We start from the raw sequence: 19,434 nt of genomic DNA, 5'->3' as shown, positions 1-19,434 counted from the left end.
ATGAGGGAACAGTGGCTAAATGTACCTGAATGGTCCTGGAACCGATTAAAAGATGAGTCGGATTTTGTCCATCATTGGGTCCAACCATTAAACGAAGTAGAAGGCACGCCGAATCTCATTCTTTACGGAGCACCGATTTCCAGATCTTCTATTAGTGTGTCGGGAGCTTCCTTGTATCCATCAGAATTTCGGCGGATGTGGAAAAGCTTCGCCACCTACAACTTGGATGAGAAGGTCGATTTGTCGTCATTCCAAGTGGCAGATGCAGGAGATGTAGCGATGCACACGACCGATATTCTTTTGTCGCATCAGCGCATTCAAGAGACAACAGCGTATCTTGCAGAGCGCTATTCCCACTCTGTAACGTGCATGATTGGCGGTGACCATTCCACAACGGCCTGTGCGGTTCGGGGAATTAAAGAAGTTTGTAAGGAAGAGACGATTGGAATTCTGCAGCTTGATACACACCTTGACGTTCGGGATCCAGCCGAACTAGGGCCAGCAAACGGAACACCGATCCGGCAATTGATTGATGGCCATATTGTCAAAGGAGAGGATGTCATCAATATTGGTTTACATGGCTATTTTAACGCTAAGCCGCTTATTGATTATGCGGAGAAACATAACATTCAAATGGTCACGTTAAAACAAGCGCGCAGGCAGGGGCTTATCCAAACGGTCCAGGAAGCGCTTGAACGGCTGTCCGCAAAAGTGGACCGCGTTTATGTCACAGTTGATATGGATGTACTTGATATTTCCGTTGCGCCGGGTGTACCGGCGTCCACTCCCGGCGGCATGACAGCAACAGAGCTGTTTGATGTATTGCTGGAAATCGGACAGCATCCAATCGTTCGACATATTGATTTTGTTTGTCTGGATCCTAGCAAAGATTCTGGGGTCGCTGAGACAGTCAAGACTGGGGTGTATGCATGGCTGCAATTTATTACTGGTTGTGTTTTGCAGAATAAATAAAGTTACACTTCACTCAGAAGGCGCCTTACATGGCCCATAGTTCTATTAGAAAGGCATGTTGCTATACTGGAGTAAGGTTATATTCATCTAGCGAATAATATGTTAATAAAAAGGGGTTGGATATCTAAAAAAAAGATGTCCAACCTCTTTTTTGATCAGTAAGAAACGTTATGTAAGTTAAAAACACATCAGTTATACACAAAAGGAGGCGTTTTATGTGGGACCTAATTTATACAGCCCATCTCTATAATCATCATCAAGGAAAAGGCAGAAAATGAAAGGAATCTAGTTGAAATAGAGAATGTATGTTCTGTTTTTGGGGAATACATGGTATAATAGATTTAATACAATAGATTCGTAACCTTTAAGGTCGGCTGGTAACCCCTGCTTTAAAAAGCGGAAAGGGGGTGACGGTGACGTCTATGATGTCAATGAAAGATGCCATCGAATTAATGCTCGGCTTCGGCATGCTTATCATCGCCATTTTGGGATTTAACCAAAAAAAATAGACCTCCCTTGAAGAAACGCTAAATCCGAAAGGAAAGGTCTATCTGTGTATATGAGGCCGATTCCCGTGGGGACCGACTATTGTATGGCCGTAGATGTTGGCAGCATCTGCGGTCTTTTTTAGTGTATTCATGTCTATACTACTATAATACCATAAATGATTCATAAAATAAACTTGGTTTGTCAAATTGAGATGTATAAGGAGGGACGATAGCCATGAATCAAATGTACCCTCAAAATAAGAGATTCTCAATTTCTTTCATCTAAATCCATTGTAAAATCGCCTTCATGCTTAAATTGACCAACTGGATAACCTAAATTCATCATAAATTAAATTGACAAAGTTTACCGAAGTTGGTAATCTGTTATCATTAAATCGTAATGATTACGATTAAAGATAAAGCGAGGTGAATCAGATGAAAGACAAATTTAAATTATTGCTTTCTCTAAAGTTACTTGAGTGTGAGATACAAGAATTAACCATCTATTCAAAAGAGTGTCGTGAGTGTTTTGAGCTTCTCAGAAATAGGTTAGATTACCTTTGCCAATTTATAACTTGTGAAGAAAACGTAAACCAATGGAGTGTGTGGGGGGGACATCAAGAAATAAAGGAGTATTCCGACAGATTGAGAGAAGCATCCGTGAAGGCACTATGTGATATGGAGAAATATCAATCTGTTTGCACCTATAACAATGAATTAGATATAAGTGATTATATCAACATGCTGTCAAATTCCGTTAAACAGGAGCTTGAACAGTTGTGTATCAATAACCATTCCAGGGTGCTTTTTATTGGATCAGGTGCATTTCCAACTTCAGCACTTACCATCGCCAAAGAAACAGGAGCTGAGGTAATGGGTTTGGATATTGATATTGAAGCAGTAAATCTTGCAAAGAAGGTAGCCAAAGTTTCTGGGTTAGAATCAATGGTTGATTTTTCTAGTGAAGGTTTAGATGAACTAGCTTTTGTTAAAGAAGCTACACATATTATTATCGCTTCACTTGTCAAAAATAAGCTCGAGGTCTTAGACGGTTTAAAGGAAAGTATCAACACAAATGCTAAAGTCATTTTAAGATATGGAAATGGCTTAAAGTCCATTTTCAATTATCCCTTAGAGAAAGATCTATCAGCAGAGTGGAAACAACATAAAATCAGTCAAAGCAAAAACATCTACGACACCATTGTTTTGGAGAAGTCTAGATTACTTATTTAATATTACCCAACTACATATAATCGGTGTTTTCTAGTATTAAGCGCAAAAAAGGAATGTGATGTTAAAATGAACAGTTCTAATCATTCGAGTATGGGTAAAAATTTATTTCGTGATTTGCCTTTTGGTAATACATTGATTGTCGGTGCAGGTCCAGCTGCCATACATGTTGCCGTTAGTGTTTCCCGCAAGTGGAGTAATAATATAGGGTTGCTGAACAGAAAAGGTTCTCACACAGTTAGGCTTAGAGAAGAACTTGAAAAGAATCATGATCTTCTCGTTTCAAAGGTACAAGGTGAAAAGTATAGCTGCCTTTGTGGGGAGGCTAAATTAGATTACTTCTATGAAGGTTACGATGCCATCGATGATATTTGGCAAACCATTATCATATGTACACCGAGCGACAGTTATAGGGATGTAATTAATGCTTTAAACGTAGATTCATTGAAGAAGGTGAAGACAATTATTTTAATTTCACCAAGTATTGGATCTAATCTTCTTGTTACTAGTCAGCTTAAGAGTTCAAAAGACAGAATTGACGTGGTCAGTTTATCTACCTATTTCGCTGCTACAAAATTTGAACCAAAAAATCCAAGCATCTTGTCAGTTTTCACGAAAGCTTTAAAAAAGCGTATCTATATTGCCTCTAGCCAAAGCAACAGCGATGCTATTTGGGATGTTAAACGTTTTATTGAAAGTCTTGGTATACAATGCACAGTAGTTAGTAATGCGATTGAGGCTGAAAGTAAGAACATTACAACTTATGTACATCCACCTTTCTTTATCAATGAATTCTCATTAAATGAAATACTTAGCTCGGGGGGATCAAAAAAGTCTATGTATAAAATCTATCCAGAAGGGCCCATTACTCAACACTCGATAAGAGCAATGGTTTTACTGTGGAAGGAAGTTTCTGCGCTCACTCAATATTTTGGCGCCAACCCCCTTAACCTTCTAAAGTTTTTAAATGATGACAATTATCCTGTTCATGACATTACGCTTTCTCGTGAAGATATTGAGAACTTTATTGAGTTAGGGGAAATTCAACAGGAGTACCTTCTATATATAAGATACACATCCATTCTTATTGATCCTTTCTCCAAACCAGATGATAACGGAAAGTACTTCGATTTCTCTTCCGTTCCTTACAAGCAAGTTTATAAAGACAAAAATGGAAAGTGGGTACTTCCGAGAATTCCTTTTGAAGATTATAAAAAAATGAAACTTATTTATGGTTTAGCGCAAAAAGTGGATATTCCGATGCCGCAAACATTGGACTTAATCAATCACTTTGAGAGAAGATTAAATGAATTTATAAAAGAGAAGGGTGAAGACTCATTTTATCCAGAGGTTTTCGTTGATACTACACAGAGTGACGTAGATGCCATATTTAATGAAATGGGGAGGGGAAAATGAAAAACGGTGTTATTCTTGCCATTTTATCTTCCCTTATTTTTAGTATTATGAATGCGCTTGTAAAGGCGGTTAGTTTGTCCATCCCTTCGGCAGAAGTGGTGTTTTTTAGAAGCATAATCGGGACTGTCATCATCTATTTTATGATGAGACAGAGTAAAGTGGCATTCTCGACAAAAGGAGTTCCTATGCTTGCAGTCCGTGGTGTCCTTGGTGCTCTATACCTGCTTGCCTACTTTTATACGATTTCTAAAATACCGCTTGCTGATGCAAGTATACTGGCCCATTTATCACCCTTTTTCGCCATTATTCTCTCGACTCTATTTCTAAAGGAAAGAATGTCTCAAAAAGTGCTTTTTTTGCTTCCTCTTGTTATTTTAGGCGCCATTTTGCTTGTCAAACCATTTAATTATTCTACGTATTCTATATATGCATTCATAGGCATTCTTAGTGCGTTATTTGCTGCAGGTGCAGCGACGTCAATACGCTATTTAAGTAAAAAGCATCACTCGTACGAAATTGTCTTTTATTTCCTGGCGACAGCTGCTCTCGTATCAATTCCCCTTATGTGGAATAATTTCGTAATCCCCACACCATTGGAACTTTTCTTTCTTGTATGTATAGGAGTGGTATCATTGCTGGGCCAAATATTCCTAACGAAAGCTTTTACCCATGAAAATGTCATTGTCGTAGAAATAACTCGGTATATTGGAATAGTCTTTAATGCCATGTGGGGATTTTTATTCTGGCTAGAAGTGCCTGATATGCTAACGATTCTAGGAGGAGCTTGCATTATTACTGCTTGCATATCTTTATCGAGGAAGAAGCAAAGCTCTATTGAGAGAAAAGTGAGATTAGCGAAATAGTAATACAAAGAGCAGCCCTAACAATAGGCAACTATACAATGATAGGCACTTTATCCATGAAGGGTCATAAACGAGACCGCTTATTGCCGTCTTTCCCCCATTTACTTAGTATAAAGGAATTAATTTTTAGAATTATCTAAATTTTAATCAGTTTAAAGCAGGGGATTTTTTCTCTTTGGAAAATTACTATACTGAGGAGGGAAACTTTGATTAAAATGAAGCAAACCGAATCAGATCAAACAAAAATTGATGGGACAGTAGAAAAGACAGAGAGCTCAGAATATCGAAAGGAAGGGGATAGTGGAATGGTTGTGAGAGAACTAACACTGCAGCAGCTGGCTGAAGGACTTCCTAGAACTCTGTTAAGTGCCTCAGATAAAGATTTGGAGGATTTTCAAAAAATCATGCACGAATCTTTGAAGTTAAGAGAAGGACATAAACATCTGCAGAAAATGATTCAAGACTTTTCAAGGAAAAATGTGATTACCTCTTGAGTATAAATATCCAAGCATGTTCCTTAATGGATGAGAAGGCAGGAGAATGCGTCTTATTTTTACTCAATCATATAGACCGTAAATTGAATGATTTGTATAATCAAAAAGCTCCTCATGAAAGGGGCTTTTTACATACTTTTATTATGAAAAGAAACCGGGCGATTTGCCGGTTTTATTTTTTGGTATATTTAAAATTAAATTTCAAATATATAATATTATTGTTGAAATTTAATTTCAAAAAATCTATAATGAGGATGTAATGAAGCAAACTTTTTACAACAAGATAATTGGAGGGTACATCAATGGACCAAAAACTTACGTTATTGACGACAGAATCTCGTAATGATCAAACGATGCATATAGACACGGCGGATACAACGGAAATTTTAAGAATCATGAATGAAGAAGACCAAAAAATTGCTTTAGCTGTTCAACAAGTACTTCCAGATGTGGAAGTGGCCATTCAATTTGCTTATGAGTCATTAAAAAATGGAGGGCGCCTCATTTACATCGGCGCTGGTACGAGCGGAAGATTGGGTGTATTGGATGCAGTTGAATGCCCGCCGACTTTTAGTACGGCTCCTGATATGGTTCAAGGTATTATGGCTGGAGGAGAGAAGGCGTTTGTGAAAGCGGTTGAAGGTGCCGAAGATAAAGAAGAACTTGGTGCACAAGACTTAAAAGACATTCATCTTACAGTGAATGATACAGTGATTGGAATAGCGGCAAGCGGCCGCACGCCGTATGTAACGGGTGCGCTTCAATATGCCCGCAGTGTTGGGGCAAAAGCGGTCGCATTGTCTTGCAATAAAAATTCTTTAATCAGTCAGGCTGCTGACCACAGCATCGAAATAGTTGTTGGCCCGGAAGTTCTAACAGGGTCTACAAGGCTAAAAGCAGCAACTGCCCACAAAATGATCTTGAATATGATTTCCACAACAACGATGATTCATCTCGGGAAAGCATATGAAAATCTAATGGTTGATGTACATGTGAGTAACTATAAGTTAAAGGAACGCGCCATTAACATCATCTGCAAAATCACGGGAGTCCCATATGATCAAGCAAAAGATACGCTGGAAACAGCAAACAACGAAGTAAAGGCGGCCATTGTGATGTTGGAAGCCGACACGGGATACGAAGCCGCTAAGGAACTCCTTGAGCAGGCAAATGGATATGTAAGGAAAGCAGTTGAACTTAGTAAAAAGTAAAGGAGAAGAAGGATGGCAACAGGTGGATTAAATATGATCAAAAATATGCTTCCGCAGCTTCCCACATCTGAGAGGAAAATTGCAGAGTACATTTTAAAACATCCGCATGACGTCGTAAACAGCACCGCAGGAGAGTTAGGGGCATTAGCCAATGCCAGCAGTGCAGCAGTCATTCGGCTTTGTAAATCACTCGGGGTAAAAGGGTTCCAGGAATTGAAAGTAAGGGTTGCCGGAGATTTGGTGAAACCTGCCGAACAGGGGTATCGGGATATAGAGCCTGATGAATCAATACAATCCATTGTCCAAAAGACAACGAGCAACAGTATTCAGAGCTTGAGCGATACGGCCGAAATCATCAATTACGAGGAGCTTGAGCGTGCTGTAACAGCCATCCTTAAAGCAAATAATGTGCATCTGTTCGGAATAGGCGCTTCACATATTATTGCGATGGATGCCCAGCAAAAGTTTCTTCGGATCAATAAAGGTTCAACCGCTTTTACAGATGCTCATCTTGCAGCGACATTAATTGCGAATGCCAATCAAGATGATGTAGTATTCGGTATTTCCTTTTCAGGAGAAACACCGGAAGTGATCAAGGTCCTTTCATTGGCAAAAGAACGCGGTGTAAAGACTATCTCTTTAACGAAATACGGGCAATCTACCGTGTCTTCCTTAGCAGATATTCGTCTTTATACGTCTTATTCAACTGAAGCGCCGTTTCGAAGCGCGGCTACGTCTTCCCGTCTTGCCCAGCTCTATGTCATTGATATTTTGTTCTTATGCATGGCAACGAAACACTATGAGGAGACGGTTGCTTATATAGACAAGACGAGGGAAGCGATACAGTTCTTAAAAGAAAGCAAGTAACCCGCAAACGTATGCGGCTATCCAGGTGAGCCGGGCTTCCTATAGCATTTTCTAAAAGCGTTTTCAAACCGTATTATTTTCAAACTTTAAATAGAAAAGAGGGGGAACTGAAATGTCTGGGGAAAATCATATTTTAGCCAAAAAAATATTAGAACAGCTTGGCGGGGCGCAAAACATTGCAGCTTATACGCATTGTATGACCCGTCTGCGTGTAACACCGAAAGATGGGAACATGGTTAATAAACAAGCAATCAAAAAGATTGACGGCGTTTTAGGGCTGGTTGAAGAAGAGACGTTACAAATCATCCTGGGACCAGGCAAAGTGAATAAAGTGTCAGAAGAGTTTGACCAATTATTACAGGCTTCAGGGGACGTTAATTTAGAAGAGCTTGCTGCACAGAAAAAATCAGAGTTAAAAGCAAAGAATGCCACTCCATTTAAGTTATTTTTGCGCCAAATTGCAAGTATCTTTATCCCGCTTATTCCTGCTCTTGTTGCGTCAGGGTTGATTACGGGGATTACAAAGGCGGTTGTTCAAGCGGGTTGGCTGCCGGCAGAATCACAACTTGCCACCATCTTAACGGTTATTGGCGGAGGCTTGTTTGCCTATCTTGGCATTTTAGTCGGAATCAATGCTGCGAAGGAGTTTGGCGGTTCTCCAGCTTTAGGTGGATTGGCTGGTATTTTGATTATTAACCCGGCTGTTGCCGGCATAAGCCTTTTTGGTGAAGAATTATTGCCGGGACGAGGCGGTCTAATCGGCGTCTTATTTGCGGCTATTTTCATCGCGATGGTGGAAAAGCGTGTTCGCCGTTTTGTACCGCAGTCACTTGATATTATCATTACGCCAACGATCGCTTTACTCATTACAGGGGTTGTCACTTATCTTGTATTTATGCCAATCGGCGGATTTATTTCAGATGGAATTACAAAAGGTTTGCTGTCCATTTTAGATTTGGGAGGCGTCGTGGCAGGCTTTGTATTGGGGGCAGCTTTCCTGCCTCTTGTTGTAACGGGGCTGCACCAAGGTTTAACTCCGGTTCATCTTGAATTGATCAACTCAATCGGTGACGATCCGCTTCTTCCGATTTTAGCAATGGGCGGTGCGGGCCAAGTTGGTGCAGCATTTGCCATTTACATGAAAACGAAGAAAGCACGTTTAAAACGAGCCATTGGCGGTGCACTTCCTTCAGGACTGCTTGGAATTGGCGAACCGCTAATTTTCGGTGTTACCCTGCCTCTTGGCCGCCCGTTTTTAACGGCATGCCTCGGAGCAGGAATCGGCGGTGCGTTTCAAGCTTACTTTAAAATCGCCACGGTTGCGGTTGGTGTTTCCGGATTGCCGTTGACCTTCCTTGTTCATACCCAGCAAATTCTTTTATACTTGGCGGGTTTACTGATTGCGTATATAGCAGGGTTTATCTTTACGTATTTATTTGGGTTTAAAGATGAGATGGCGGGTGAATTTGAATGATCGGAATCTCCTTTTATTTAAATGATCCTCTGGCTGAACAACGAATTATTGAAGCGAGCCTAAAAGGTGTGAAGCGGGCATTTACCTCGCTTCACATTCCTGAAGAAACAGGCGACCTGGCAAGCTGTGCCAAAAAATTGCTGGAAACGGCAAAGCATCATGGAGTGGAAGTGTACGCAGATGTTTCGATGAAGACCCCGGGGCATTTAGGTATTGAAAAATTGGAAGACTTAACTTCTCTAGGTGTTGTGGGAGTTCGGCTGGATGACTTTTTTGATTACGATATGATTATTAACTTGTCAAAACAATTTCACATTGCCCTTAACGCAAGTATTATTTTAGAAGACGATTTGAAAAGGCTGCTTGCCAGCGGCATTGATTGCGAAAGGATAATCGCATGGCATAATTTTTACCCGCGTTGTGAAACCGGGTTGGATGAGCTTTTTTTTCTTGATCAAACAGCTTTATTCAAGCGTTTTAATATTCCAGTCTGTGCATATGTCCCGGGAAGAGGAGAGAAAAGGGGACCCATTTTTGCCGGCCTTCCGACTCTGGAATGCCACCGTGATATAGATTCCTTTGCAGCGGCAGTTGAACTGTATCGTTACGGTATGACAGATGTGTATATCGGTGATCCCGACCCTGGAGAGGGGCTTTTGGAGCAATTGGTCAAATATGATGCGGATAAGATTCTTCCAATCCGCATTCAATCCTCTATCTTGCAAGAAGGAGAGTATCGTCCTCGTCCCGATTTTGCACCAGATGTGCTCCGTTTAATGGATACAAGAAGCACGGAGTCTGTAGCGCCGAGCAACACGGTTGAACGTCTGCATGGAACAATTACGATGGACAATGACCTTTACGGGCGTTATCGCGGTGAAGTGCAAATCGCTTTAAGGGATCTTCCAGCTGACGAACGGGTCAATGTCATCGGCCAGGTCATTCCAGAGGATGTGCAGCTTCTGTCGCTTATTCAGCCTGGTCAGAGATTGGAATTTAAGAGTGTGAGACAATAGCCGCTCTCAGAATACAAGGAAAAAACGAGTGCTTGGTCACTTTAGAACAAGGAATACCTGCGTAACCTGTATAGAAAGCTTATCTATACAGGTTTTTTGTTTATCCCGTTCTAACAGGCAGTATGGCCGCCACCACAAAGCTGAGAGGAAGCAAAGAGGCCTGGGTGGGGATGAACGAAAACCCCCACTGATGAAAACTTTCTTTATAATAAATGATTGATTAGGAGCTCCATTTCATAAGAACAACGAAGCTATGGGTTAGCTGTTAAGTGGCTTTGAAGTCATGCATAAGGTGAAAAAAGGCTGGAGGAGCTTGACCAAAATCAAAAGGAATTTATCCATTAACCTTCAAATTAGCTTCATATGTAAATCGAACCTTAACTAGCTTTCACTGAAAATATAAAAAGTAGTATAGACTATTTTGAATGCGTTTTCAAAAAAGTGATATACAACTTTTTTACACGATGATAAAATAAACAATGATTCTAGAACTGAAATTAACTAAAGGAGGATGTAAAATGATTTTCACGATAAAAGAACTGATGGAGGGATACAAAAATAAACGATTTTCTCCTACGGAAATAACAAAATGGTATATAGATAGAATAAAAAAGCTAGATCCGCAGATCCATTCTTATATTACCATAACGGAAGAAAAGGCTTTCCATCAGGCAGAAAAGGCAGAAAAAAAAATAAACTCTGGAGAAGTAAGGGGCTTGTTAGGAGTACCTATTTCGTATAAAGATTCAATTGATACGAAGGGTGTCTTAACAACCAGCGGCTCAATAATTGATGAGAAGCGGATCCCAAGTGAAAATGCTGAAGTTGTTACAAGGCTTGAGCAAGAGGGCAGCATTTTACTCGGCAAAAATAATATGTATGAATATGCATTTGGCATCACCTCCGAGAATCCTTATTTTGGTGATATCGTTAACCCGTGGAATCGAAATAAGACTGCTGGTGGATCGAGTGGTGGTTCAGCAGCTGCTGTAGCAGCAAATCTCTGCTTAGGTTCTATTGGCACAGATACTGCTGGATCAATTCGTGTACCGGCAGCTTGTTGTGGTGTTGTAGGCCTAAAACCTACTTACAACTTAGTTAGCATGAAGGGGATGACGCCTTTATCATGGACTCTTGATCACGCAGGACCGATTGCAGGTAATATTGAGGATACAGCGATCATAATGGAGGTCCTTACAGGTATCTCTTATACTAAGGCCTGTTTGAATGAACTGGCAGGTATGCGAATCGGTCTGCCGACACATTATTTCAATGAAAATATGGATAATGAAGTTAAGAGAATGTATGAAAAAGCCATTCAGTATATGACCGATTTAGGAGCTGTCATAGTAGAAGTAGACACGTCTTTTTTAACAGATGTAGTTAGTCTTGCGAGAACACTCGGGACCTCTGAAGTTGGGGTTGTTCACAAAGAACGTATTCAGTCTGCTATTCATCTTTACAGTGAAAGGGCACAAAAAACATTTGAAAAAAGTCGGCTTATTTCTGCTTTTGAGTATATAAACGCCTTGCAAAAACGAGAGGAATGGACTCGTAGGGTATCAGAAATCTTTTTGGAAGTTGATGTAATGATCACCCCGACAACACCTACTGTCACAGCTGATGTACAGACAGAAGAAGTAACAATTGAGGAACAAACTGAATCCCTAGGTGATTGTATGGTTCGTTTCACCAGTCTTTTTAACATCACAGGACATCCGACGTTATCAGTGCCTTTAGGCCTTACAGAACATGGAGTTCCGCTTGGATTGCAGTTAATCGCAGATCACTATAGAGAAGACCTCTTATTTCGTGCCGGATATGCATATGAGCAATATGCTTTAACAAGTTTTTACTCAAAGAGGCACCTTAAAGTGCAATAGGCAATTAATAAATTCAATTAAACTATTGTTAAGAAACATGAGGAATCTAAATTATTAGAATATTTATTATTGACAGAAATTTTATGTGCTGTTAAGATAGTGGCTATAAGGAATACGTATTCACTATGATTTATCTTCTCAATATAAGATTTGAAATGAATAATGTAATAAATGTTAGAAACCTTTATGATGAATTGAATGCGGATTCATAAAGGGGTTGATGATCTCACAAGTGGTAGCTGCAGATATACAACAGCAGAATCTTATTAGTTTTTTGAAAATGCAACACACTTATTTAAAATCTTATTCATAAGGGGCGTGATGGTAAAAAAGAATGGTTGTTAAGACAGACGAAAGTATAAATTGCTCGAATAGTTAGTACGGATGGAATGATTTTACACACTTCAGTTAGTAGTTATAAGGAATACGTATTTACTATGATTTATCTTCTCAACATAAGTTTTGAAATGAATAATTGTAATGGCAACAGAAATCTTTATGATGTATTGCATCCGCATTCAATTGAATGCGGATGCAATTAAATGAATGCGCTTTCTTGGAAAGATATAATGCTCTTTCAAATGGTAGTTGCAGATATAGGACAAGAAAGGTTTGTTGAGAAATGCAATATCCCTATTCAAAATGATATCAGTGAGGAGCATGATGATGAAAAAAAGAAATTCCTTTCGTTTGATCACGGTGTTGGTGTTAATATTGTCTCTGTTAATCGCTGGCTGTAGCAGTTCTAAGTCAGGTAGTACCTCAGAAGATGGGGGCTTGGAAGGAAAGACGGTCAAAGTACTATTGTCAGCTGGAGGTGTTGGTCAGTTCAATGCATGGAAAGCGAGAAGTGAGGCGTTTACAAAAAAGACAGGAATTAAAGTCGAGTTTATTGAAACACCATATGAAAATCTATTAGAAGACATCACTTCTGACGGTATTGCATCTGGCGGTGCTTATGATTTGGTTGTGCACCTTGATACAATGGGTCCTTCTATTACACCGTTTTTGGAGCCGCTCGATGAATATGTAAAGCGTGATCATTTCAATACTGATCGCTGGCCATCGGCTTTACTGGATCTATCAACATTTGATGATAAACTTTACAGTCTGCCTGTTAGGGGACACGTACAAATGCTATTTTATCGAAAAGATATTTTTGACAAGTTAGGTCTATCTGTCCCGACAACTTGGGAAGAGCTTGAGACAGTTAGTAAAGAAATTACGAATAAAACCGACCTTTATGGTATCGTTCCTTATTACGGAGCAGGAAATAATGGGCAGAATTTGCCTATATGGGCTTCTTACTTGTGGAGCAACGGCGGCGATATTTTTGATGATGAAATGAAGCCTATTTTTAACAGCCCAGAAGGAATTGAAGCTACGCAACGCTATTTAGATTTTCTTGTAACAGACAAAGTAGCACCACCTGGCTCTGTCACGTTTGGCGAACAAGACTCCAGAACTTTCTTTAAGCAAGGAAAAGCAGCCATGTGGCTTGGCTGGTGGTGGGTATACTCTGAGTTTAATGATAAAGAAGCTTCTGCAGAAGATGTTGCTGGAAATGTTCAATTCGCCTCTGTACCTGGATGGGAGGGAAAAGGAAGCCAGGCGAACGTAGCTACATTCCCTCTGGCGATGATGAAAGGATCAAAAAATAAAGATGCGGCTTGGGAAGTACTTAAATGGATTGCGGAGCCTGAGGAAGAGCTTGACATTGTTCTAAAAACAGTGAAAAAAGAGAGTCCATCAGCTGAGCAGTCAACTGTTATCACGCAAACAGAGAACTTGAGAAACGAAGAGTTAAATGAATTGACAGATGGTTTTTATAATGTAGCGGCTGATAACTTTGAAAATGCAAAAACTCTGCCAAACATTAAAGAGTGGCCTCGCATAGCGGATATTATTAGTGGAGCTATTTCAAAGATGGCTACAGGTGAGCCTGTAGAACCAGCATTAAATGATGCAGCTAAACGAGTAGAGAAGCTCTTAGACAAAGCTGGTTACTACGAGTAATTAGCAAGTATTGATTTTGCCTTACTGCCTTGGGAAGAAAGTTAAATTTTTCTCCCAAGGCATATAGGATATGAAAAAAAATACTAACAAGGTAATGCCGATGAACCAATCGATCTTAATTAACCATTTTGTCTGTTAAAAGGATCGTATTTTGCTCTGAACATGGTAGGGGGAAGCTAAAATGAACCAAAAGCTCTTTAAATATGTATTATTAGCCCCGGCTTTTATTCTTATTGCTGCCACGACCTTTTATCCTTTAATGAGGTCATTCTGGATCAGTTTACATGAATGGGATTTAAAAACGTCTGCTGAAATGGGTCCTTTTATTGGACTAGATAATTATATCCGTGCTTTTTCAGATTCACAGTTTTGGCACAGCGTAGGGGTGACGCTGATTTTTGCCACTAGTACAGTGGTACTCACATTAACATTAAGTATTATTGTAGCTCTTTTATTAAGTAAGGATAAAAAATATCTTTCTTACTTACGCGCTGTACTTATCATTCCATTTGCAATGAGTCCGGCACTTATCGGGTTTTCCTGGAGATTTATGTTAAATTCAGATTATGGATTGTTTGACAAAATCATAGGCTTCCTCATTCCGCCACTTTCTGATGTTGTATGGCTGGGAACTAGCACTACCGCTATGATGGCCCTCATCTCTGTTGTGGTTTGGATTTGGCTGCCTTTTATGAGTCTGATGTTTATAAGTGGACTTATGGGTATGCCAGGCGAGGTGTTTGAAGCAGCTAAAATGGATGGAGCGACTCCTTTAAAAACACTGTTCCATATTACTCTACCGATGCTAAAGCCAATTATCCTCATCGCCTCTATTTTGATGACGATGTTCACACTCAAGGCGTTTGATCCAGTTGTTACGATGACGCGTGGAGGACCTGGAGATTCAACGGAAGTGTTAAACTTTTTCATTTATAAAACAGGATTCCGCTATTTCGATATGGGTTATTCCTCTGCATTGGGCTACATTTTAGCTCTTATCACAATCGTGTTTGTTGTTATTTATATGAGAAGATTGGTGAAGGGAGATGATTGGAACTAATGAGTCAGACAGCGACATTAACCGAAAAGAAAAAAATTAACTCTAAACAAATCACCTCTAAAAAAAACAGCTCTAAAAAAATCACGTCAGTTTTAGAAGCTCTATGTGTCATTCTTGTTGTCATATTCTTGTTTCTTCCGATTTTTTGGATAGTTTTAACAGCCTTTAAACCAGAAGCCGAAGTCTATACCACCAGTATCTTTTTTCAAGCAACGTTAGATAATTTTAGAGCGGTCTTTGGATCAGCCTTTAATTTAGGCAAATACTATTCAAATAGTTTAATTGTTGTTATAGTAACGCTTCTTATTACTATTCCAGTTAGTATTTTAGCTTCTTATAGTCTTTCGCGTTTTCAAATGCCAGGCAAACAACTATTCATGTTTGCAATATTGGCTACTCAGTTCATCCCGCTAATCGTGAACGTGATTCCCTTTTTCACCATGTTTCGTGACTGGGGAATTTTAGATACAACGCTTGCATTAATTATCGTTAACCTTGGTCACACGATTCCTTATGCCATTTGGTTGACAAAGGGGTTCATTGATCGAATTCCAATTGATATGGAAGAAGCAGCTGCGATTGACGGTGCTAATAAGTTCCAAGTACTGTGGCATATTCTTCTACCACTTGCAAAGCCTGGTATCATTACTGCAACTGTTTTTTGTTTTGTCATTACCTGGAATGAATTCATGTTCTCACTTGTGTTAACTCAGCGGGAAGCGGTTACCTTGCCTGTAGCATTGTCGTTCTTTAATGGGGAAGAAGGGGTTTTATGGAATGAAATGGCAGCAGCTGGAGTTATATTTGTTCTTCCAACTGTAATCTTTATGTTGCTCGTGCGCAAACAGTTCATTCTCGGCATGACTTCCGGCGGTGTGAAGTAAGATCTTTATCATTTGTGACTTATATGAAAAATATTTAGAATATTTAATATTGACAGAATAATATTTTGTAAGTAAAATATTAAATATAAAGAATACGTATTCATTATGATTTTTCTTCCCAAAATCAGTTTTGAAATTTATGATGCGATAAGCATCATAAATCTTTATCACAAATTGAATGCGCATTCAAACAAAAGGATATGTTTTATAAAGGGGGACTAGTCACTGATTCACTAACTAGATAAAATTTTATAAAAATAATGACTCTATACGAAAAAGGATGGTTATTATGCTAGAAACAAAAACCGATTCAGCTGAAGTAATTGTGAAAGAAAAAAAGGCAGATTCCAAAAAAATGACTAAATTGGATCAAAAATCAACAAACTTTATTTTCTATGCTGATGCTGACGATGTTAATATGCTCGATACAAAAGATGATTATGACTACATTAATATAGAAGAAACGAGTCAAAAGAAACAAAGGATGAATGGATTTAGCCCTGAATACAATAATATCGTTGATTACATTGTCAAAATTACGCGTCAGATTTGGAAGGAGAAAGACATCGGACTTATTTACGATACGTATAGCACCAGTATTACTGTTCATAAAGGGTTGATTAATAGTCATGGGGTTAACGAAGTCATTTCGGGTACGCTGCAAACATTGCATGCTTTTCCCGATCGGAAAGGGTTGGGATGGAGTGTAATTTGGTCCGGGGATGATGAATCAGGCTTTTTCACTTCTCATCGAGGGCGTTCAGTTGCAACCAATCTGGGGGACAGTTTATATGGTCCAGCTACTGGAAAAAAAGTGATGTTCAGAACAAGCGCTGATTGTATGATTTTAAATAATAAAATATATGAAGAGTGGCTCGTGATGGATACTTATCATCTTGTCCAGCAGCTCGGGCTGGATCCGGTCGAGGTCGCTAAGAAGATGGCTAAAAGCACGCAGAAGCTTGCGCCTTCTATTCAATTTGGTTTTAAAGAGACGGCAGAAACCGGGCTTCCTCCAAAAATCTTTATTCCGTCTTCTGATGAATTTGAAATAGGGGAGTTTATGCAGCTTGTATTCAATCGAATTTGGGCTCGCCGTTCCTTTAATTTTGTTCGGGAATTTTATGAGGAAAACGCGGTCGTCCATTATGTTTGCAACAAGGATGTTATTGGGATAAATGAGATTCAAGGAATGTTTATTAGTCTCTTTGCCTCTGTTCCGAATGCGAAGGTGATTCTTGAACGGGTAACTTGTAATAGACGCGGATCTGACAGTGACTGGGATGTAGCCGTCCGCTGGAGACTTCAAGGAATACACGAGGGATCAGGATACTTTGGCGCTCCTAGCGGAAAAGCCATTGATATCGCTGGAATCAGTCATTATAAAATTCGCAATGAAAAAATTTCAGAAGAATGGCTGTTATTTGATGGAATGGAAGTGCTGCGCCAAATACATTTGCCTGATGAGCACGAATTAGAACAGGATGGTAAGGCTGTAAGTGAAGATGGGAATTTTACTGGCGTTTCATGATTAAGAAGATGAGCGGCTGTGATGCAGCCGTCTCTTTACTAAATAATATGATATATGATTTTAGGAGGAAATAAGATGGATTACATGAAGAAAGCAGAAGTAGTTGAACAGACTTCTTCAAATGAAGTAGAACAGACGGTAAAGTCTATTATTGCAACTGTAAAAGCAGACGGTGATGCTGCCGTACAGGAATACGAAAAAAAATTCGGTAATTCTGATCGTCCGGTGCGGATTAGTGAAGAAGAAATTGAACATTGCATGAGAACACTTCCTGAAGAGGTAAAAGTGCTGATCGATCGTGTCGTAGACAGAGTATCCGAGTTTGCTAAAGCACAGTTAAATTGTTTATCTCCGTTTGAAAAAGATTTTGGCGAAGGTATTACAATGGGCCACAGAATCATACCAATTGAAAAGATAGGTGCTTATGTACCGGGAGGAAGATTTCCCTTATTATCATCAGGGCCTATGGTCGTTGCTCCAGCCAAGGTAGCCGGAGCGAAACAAATTGTTGCCTGCAGCCCTGCCAATTATGAAGGCGGTATCCATCCAGCCGTTTTATATGGATTGATTCGTTCAGGTGCTACAGATATTTTTGCTATTGGAGGTGCGCAGGCAATTGCTGCAATGGCATATGGAACTGAATCCATTCCTGAAGTAGATGTTATTGCGGGACCAGGAAACCGGTTTGTAGCAGAAGCAAAACGTCAAGTATTTGGAAAAGTAGGTATTGATCTCATTGCTGGACCGAGTGAGGTAATGATCTTTGCAGATGATTCGGCATCGCCAAGGAAAATTGCTGCTGATTTACTTGCTCAAGCAGAACATGATCCGTACGCACGTGCCATTCTTGTTACAACATCTCGTACGGTTGCCGAGGATACTATACAAGAAGTGGAAAGTTTCTTGAAGTCTTTCTCACCTTCTTCTCCTGCACACGAATCATGGGAAAAAAGAGGAGAAGTTATTTACGCAGATTCGTTACAAGAAGGACTGGATATTTGCAACGATTATGCTATTGAACATCTGCACTTGCACATTAAAAATAGCTACGAATTGATGGATAAACTTTATAATTATGGTTCATTGTTCATTGGTCAAGACAGTTCTGTTGTTTTCTCTGACAAAGTCTCTGGAACCAATCATACACTACCAACTCAAAAAGCCGCAAGGTATACGGGTGGACTATGGGTAGGCAGTTATGTAAAGGTTTTGACACATCAGGAGATTACAGGCCAGGGAGTTCAATTTCTAGCATCTCATGCGGAAGATCAATCAGAAATTGAAGGACTGGAAGGTCATAAATTATCTGCAACAGTTAGATTAACATAAGGCATAAAGATGGGATTTGGCTGTTTTTTGTAAGGATACTGTACTTTATAGAAATTTATGAATCCGCATTCAAAGATATAATTCCAGTTAGGTTAAATATGATAAGCTGAACAAACACCTATCATATGGCAAAAAAGCTGAAGTCTCTTAATTTATTTGTCATTGGTGCAAAAGCAAGTGAAAATCTTATTTCTAAACCACTATGGCACACTCTTATAATTTTTAATTAGGGATGCTTGTTAACCTATTTGCTACATTCCGAGTGCTGACATTTACTGTAGGGCAATTGGCATCAAAACGCGGATTTTATACGTTAAGAGAATTATTCGAAAAAACATTTATTTTGGTCTATGAATCTATACCCAAAACGAAGGTTTATGGAGTAAAATATCCCTAGCATAGAAAATTAGGGTTTTATCCTTCAAAAAATATCTTAGAGTATATTATCCGTGTTTTCGTTTTTACTCCGTGTAGAAAGAATGACATGTAATCAAGGTATATCTTATAACGAATGGGCTGTTGATGTAAGAGGAAGACTACAAGACATAAGAGAACACAGACTGACATCGTGCGGGCCTAGCTAACCATCAGTGGAGGATGAAGGAAAATCTCCACTGATGGAAGTTTCCTTTTGGGCATCAGCCATTTAAATGTTGTTAGAAAAAATGAAAGTGATTTCATTGGGTGAATTACCCATATT

17 protein-coding genes are annotated in these 19,434 nt (G+C 39.4%); all 17 read left to right on the top strand.

Annotation, left to right across the window (positions count from 1 at the left end):
• The 17 genes from BK575_RS18900 (at window position 1) to hisD (ending at window position 18,734) form a co-directional block, all read left to right on the top strand.
• Window positions 1-972, top strand: a complete 972-nt coding sequence (locus BK575_RS18900) for an agmatinase family protein (protein ID WP_078412656.1) — start codon at window positions 1-3, stop codon at window positions 970-972.
• A 422-nt stretch (window positions 973-1,394) separates the two neighbouring features.
• On the top strand, window positions 1,395-1,481 hold the full coding sequence (locus tag BK575_RS28170; RefSeq protein ID WP_407984386.1) for a putative holin-like toxin: 87 nt from the start codon (window positions 1,395-1,397) through the stop codon (window positions 1,479-1,481).
• Between the two features lie 414 nt (window positions 1,482-1,895).
• Window positions 1,896-2,693 (top strand): nicotianamine synthase family protein, encoded by a 798-nt coding sequence (locus BK575_RS18895; protein ID WP_078412654.1) that lies wholly within the window; start codon window positions 1,896-1,898, stop codon window positions 2,691-2,693.
• A gap of 66 nt (window positions 2,694-2,759) precedes the next feature.
• A complete protein-coding gene (locus tag BK575_RS18890) occupies window positions 2,760-4,106 on the top strand; it encodes an opine metallophore biosynthesis dehydrogenase (protein ID WP_235867417.1) in 1,347 nt (448 codons plus the stop codon).
• Entirely contained in the window at window positions 4,103-4,969 is an 867-nt protein-coding gene (locus tag BK575_RS18885; protein WP_078412652.1) for a DMT family transporter, read from the top strand. Before BK575_RS18890 ends, BK575_RS18885 begins: the two co-directional genes overlap by 4 nt.
• A 206-nt stretch (window positions 4,970-5,175) precedes the next feature.
• Window positions 5,176-5,463: a hypothetical protein gene (locus tag BK575_RS18880; protein ID WP_078412650.1), complete on the top strand. Its 288-nt coding sequence runs from the start codon at window positions 5,176-5,178 to the stop codon at window positions 5,461-5,463.
• A 302-nt stretch (window positions 5,464-5,765) separates the two neighbouring features.
• Entirely contained in the window at window positions 5,766-6,674 is a 909-nt protein-coding gene (gene murQ / locus BK575_RS18875; protein WP_078412648.1) for an N-acetylmuramic acid 6-phosphate etherase, read from the top strand.
• 12 nt (window positions 6,675-6,686) lie between these two features.
• A complete protein-coding gene (locus BK575_RS18870) occupies window positions 6,687-7,541 on the top strand; it encodes a MurR/RpiR family transcriptional regulator (protein WP_078412646.1) in 855 nt (284 codons plus the stop codon).
• Between the two features lie 112 nt (window positions 7,542-7,653).
• Window positions 7,654-9,015 (top strand): PTS transporter subunit EIIC, encoded by a 1,362-nt coding sequence (locus BK575_RS18865; RefSeq protein ID WP_078412644.1) that lies wholly within the window; start codon window positions 7,654-7,656, stop codon window positions 9,013-9,015.
• A complete protein-coding gene (locus tag BK575_RS18860; RefSeq protein ID WP_078412642.1) occupies window positions 9,012-10,031 on the top strand; it encodes a MupG family TIM beta-alpha barrel fold protein in 1,020 nt (339 codons plus the stop codon). The genes BK575_RS18865 and BK575_RS18860 overlap by 4 nt, the downstream gene beginning before the upstream one ends.
• A gap of 518 nt (window positions 10,032-10,549) precedes the next feature.
• On the top strand, window positions 10,550-11,914 hold the full coding sequence (locus BK575_RS18855) for an amidase (protein ID WP_169907898.1): 1,365 nt from the start codon (window positions 10,550-10,552) through the stop codon (window positions 11,912-11,914).
• Between the two features lie 542 nt (window positions 11,915-12,456).
• On the top strand, window positions 12,457-12,654 hold the full coding sequence (locus tag BK575_RS28765) for a hypothetical protein (protein WP_169907896.1): 198 nt from the start codon (window positions 12,457-12,459) through the stop codon (window positions 12,652-12,654).
• A 37-nt stretch (window positions 12,655-12,691) separates the two neighbouring features.
• Window positions 12,692-13,930, top strand: a complete 1,239-nt coding sequence (locus BK575_RS18850) for an ABC transporter substrate-binding protein (protein WP_235867416.1) — start codon at window positions 12,692-12,694, stop codon at window positions 13,928-13,930.
• 181 nt (window positions 13,931-14,111) lie between these two features.
• Complete coding sequence (locus BK575_RS18845) at window positions 14,112-14,990, top strand: carbohydrate ABC transporter permease (protein WP_078412624.1); 879 nt, start codon at window positions 14,112-14,114, stop codon at window positions 14,988-14,990.
• Window positions 14,990-15,874: a carbohydrate ABC transporter permease gene (locus BK575_RS18840; protein WP_078412622.1), complete on the top strand. Its 885-nt coding sequence runs from the start codon at window positions 14,990-14,992 to the stop codon at window positions 15,872-15,874. Before BK575_RS18845 ends, BK575_RS18840 begins: the two co-directional genes overlap by 1 nt.
• A gap of 289 nt (window positions 15,875-16,163) precedes the next feature.
• Complete coding sequence (locus tag BK575_RS18835) at window positions 16,164-17,405, top strand: ester cyclase (RefSeq protein WP_078412620.1); 1,242 nt, start codon at window positions 16,164-16,166, stop codon at window positions 17,403-17,405.
• 75 nt (window positions 17,406-17,480) lie between these two features.
• Window positions 17,481-18,734: a histidinol dehydrogenase gene (hisD, locus tag BK575_RS18830; RefSeq protein ID WP_078412618.1), complete on the top strand. Its 1,254-nt coding sequence runs from the start codon at window positions 17,481-17,483 to the stop codon at window positions 18,732-18,734.
• Window positions 18,735-19,434 lie beyond the last annotated feature (700 nt).

This window comes from Priestia abyssalis, assembly GCF_002019595.1.
GTDB classification, from domain to species: domain Bacteria; phylum Bacillota; class Bacilli; order Bacillales; family Bacillaceae_H; genus Bacillus_BA; species Bacillus_BA abyssalis.
The sequence above is the reverse complement of the archived record's forward strand: the minus strand, read 5'-3'. Positions and strand labels throughout refer to the sequence as shown.

Coding starts and splice junctions, on each gene's coding strand:
- BK575_RS18900 (WP_078412656.1), top strand. CDS start 1: ATGAGGGAACAGTGGCTAAATGTACCTGAATGGTCCTGGAACCGATTA.
- BK575_RS18870 (WP_078412646.1), top strand. CDS start 6,687: ATGGCAACAGGTGGATTAAATATGATCAAAAATATGCTTCCGCAGCTT.
- BK575_RS18860 (WP_078412642.1), top strand. CDS start 9,012: ATGATCGGAATCTCCTTTTATTTAAATGATCCTCTGGCTGAACAACGA.
- BK575_RS18840 (WP_078412622.1), top strand. CDS start 14,990: ATGAGTCAGACAGCGACATTAACCGAAAAGAAAAAAATTAACTCTAAA.
- BK575_RS18845 (WP_078412624.1), top strand. CDS start 14,112: ATGAACCAAAAGCTCTTTAAATATGTATTATTAGCCCCGGCTTTTATT.
- BK575_RS18855 (WP_169907898.1), top strand. CDS start 10,550: ATGATTTTCACGATAAAAGAACTGATGGAGGGATACAAAAATAAACGA.
- BK575_RS28765 (WP_169907896.1), top strand. CDS start 12,457: ATGAATGCGCTTTCTTGGAAAGATATAATGCTCTTTCAAATGGTAGTT.
- BK575_RS18835 (WP_078412620.1), top strand. CDS start 16,164: ATGCTAGAAACAAAAACCGATTCAGCTGAAGTAATTGTGAAAGAAAAA.
- BK575_RS28170 (WP_407984386.1), top strand. CDS start 1,395: ATGATGTCAATGAAAGATGCCATCGAATTAATGCTCGGCTTCGGCATG.
- BK575_RS18885 (WP_078412652.1), top strand. CDS start 4,103: ATGAAAAACGGTGTTATTCTTGCCATTTTATCTTCCCTTATTTTTAGT.
- BK575_RS18890 (WP_235867417.1), top strand. CDS start 2,760: ATGAACAGTTCTAATCATTCGAGTATGGGTAAAAATTTATTTCGTGAT.
- BK575_RS18895 (WP_078412654.1), top strand. CDS start 1,896: ATGAAAGACAAATTTAAATTATTGCTTTCTCTAAAGTTACTTGAGTGT.
- hisD (WP_078412618.1), top strand. CDS start 17,481: ATGGATTACATGAAGAAAGCAGAAGTAGTTGAACAGACTTCTTCAAAT.
- BK575_RS18865 (WP_078412644.1), top strand. CDS start 7,654: ATGTCTGGGGAAAATCATATTTTAGCCAAAAAAATATTAGAACAGCTT.
- murQ (WP_078412648.1), top strand. CDS start 5,766: ATGGACCAAAAACTTACGTTATTGACGACAGAATCTCGTAATGATCAA.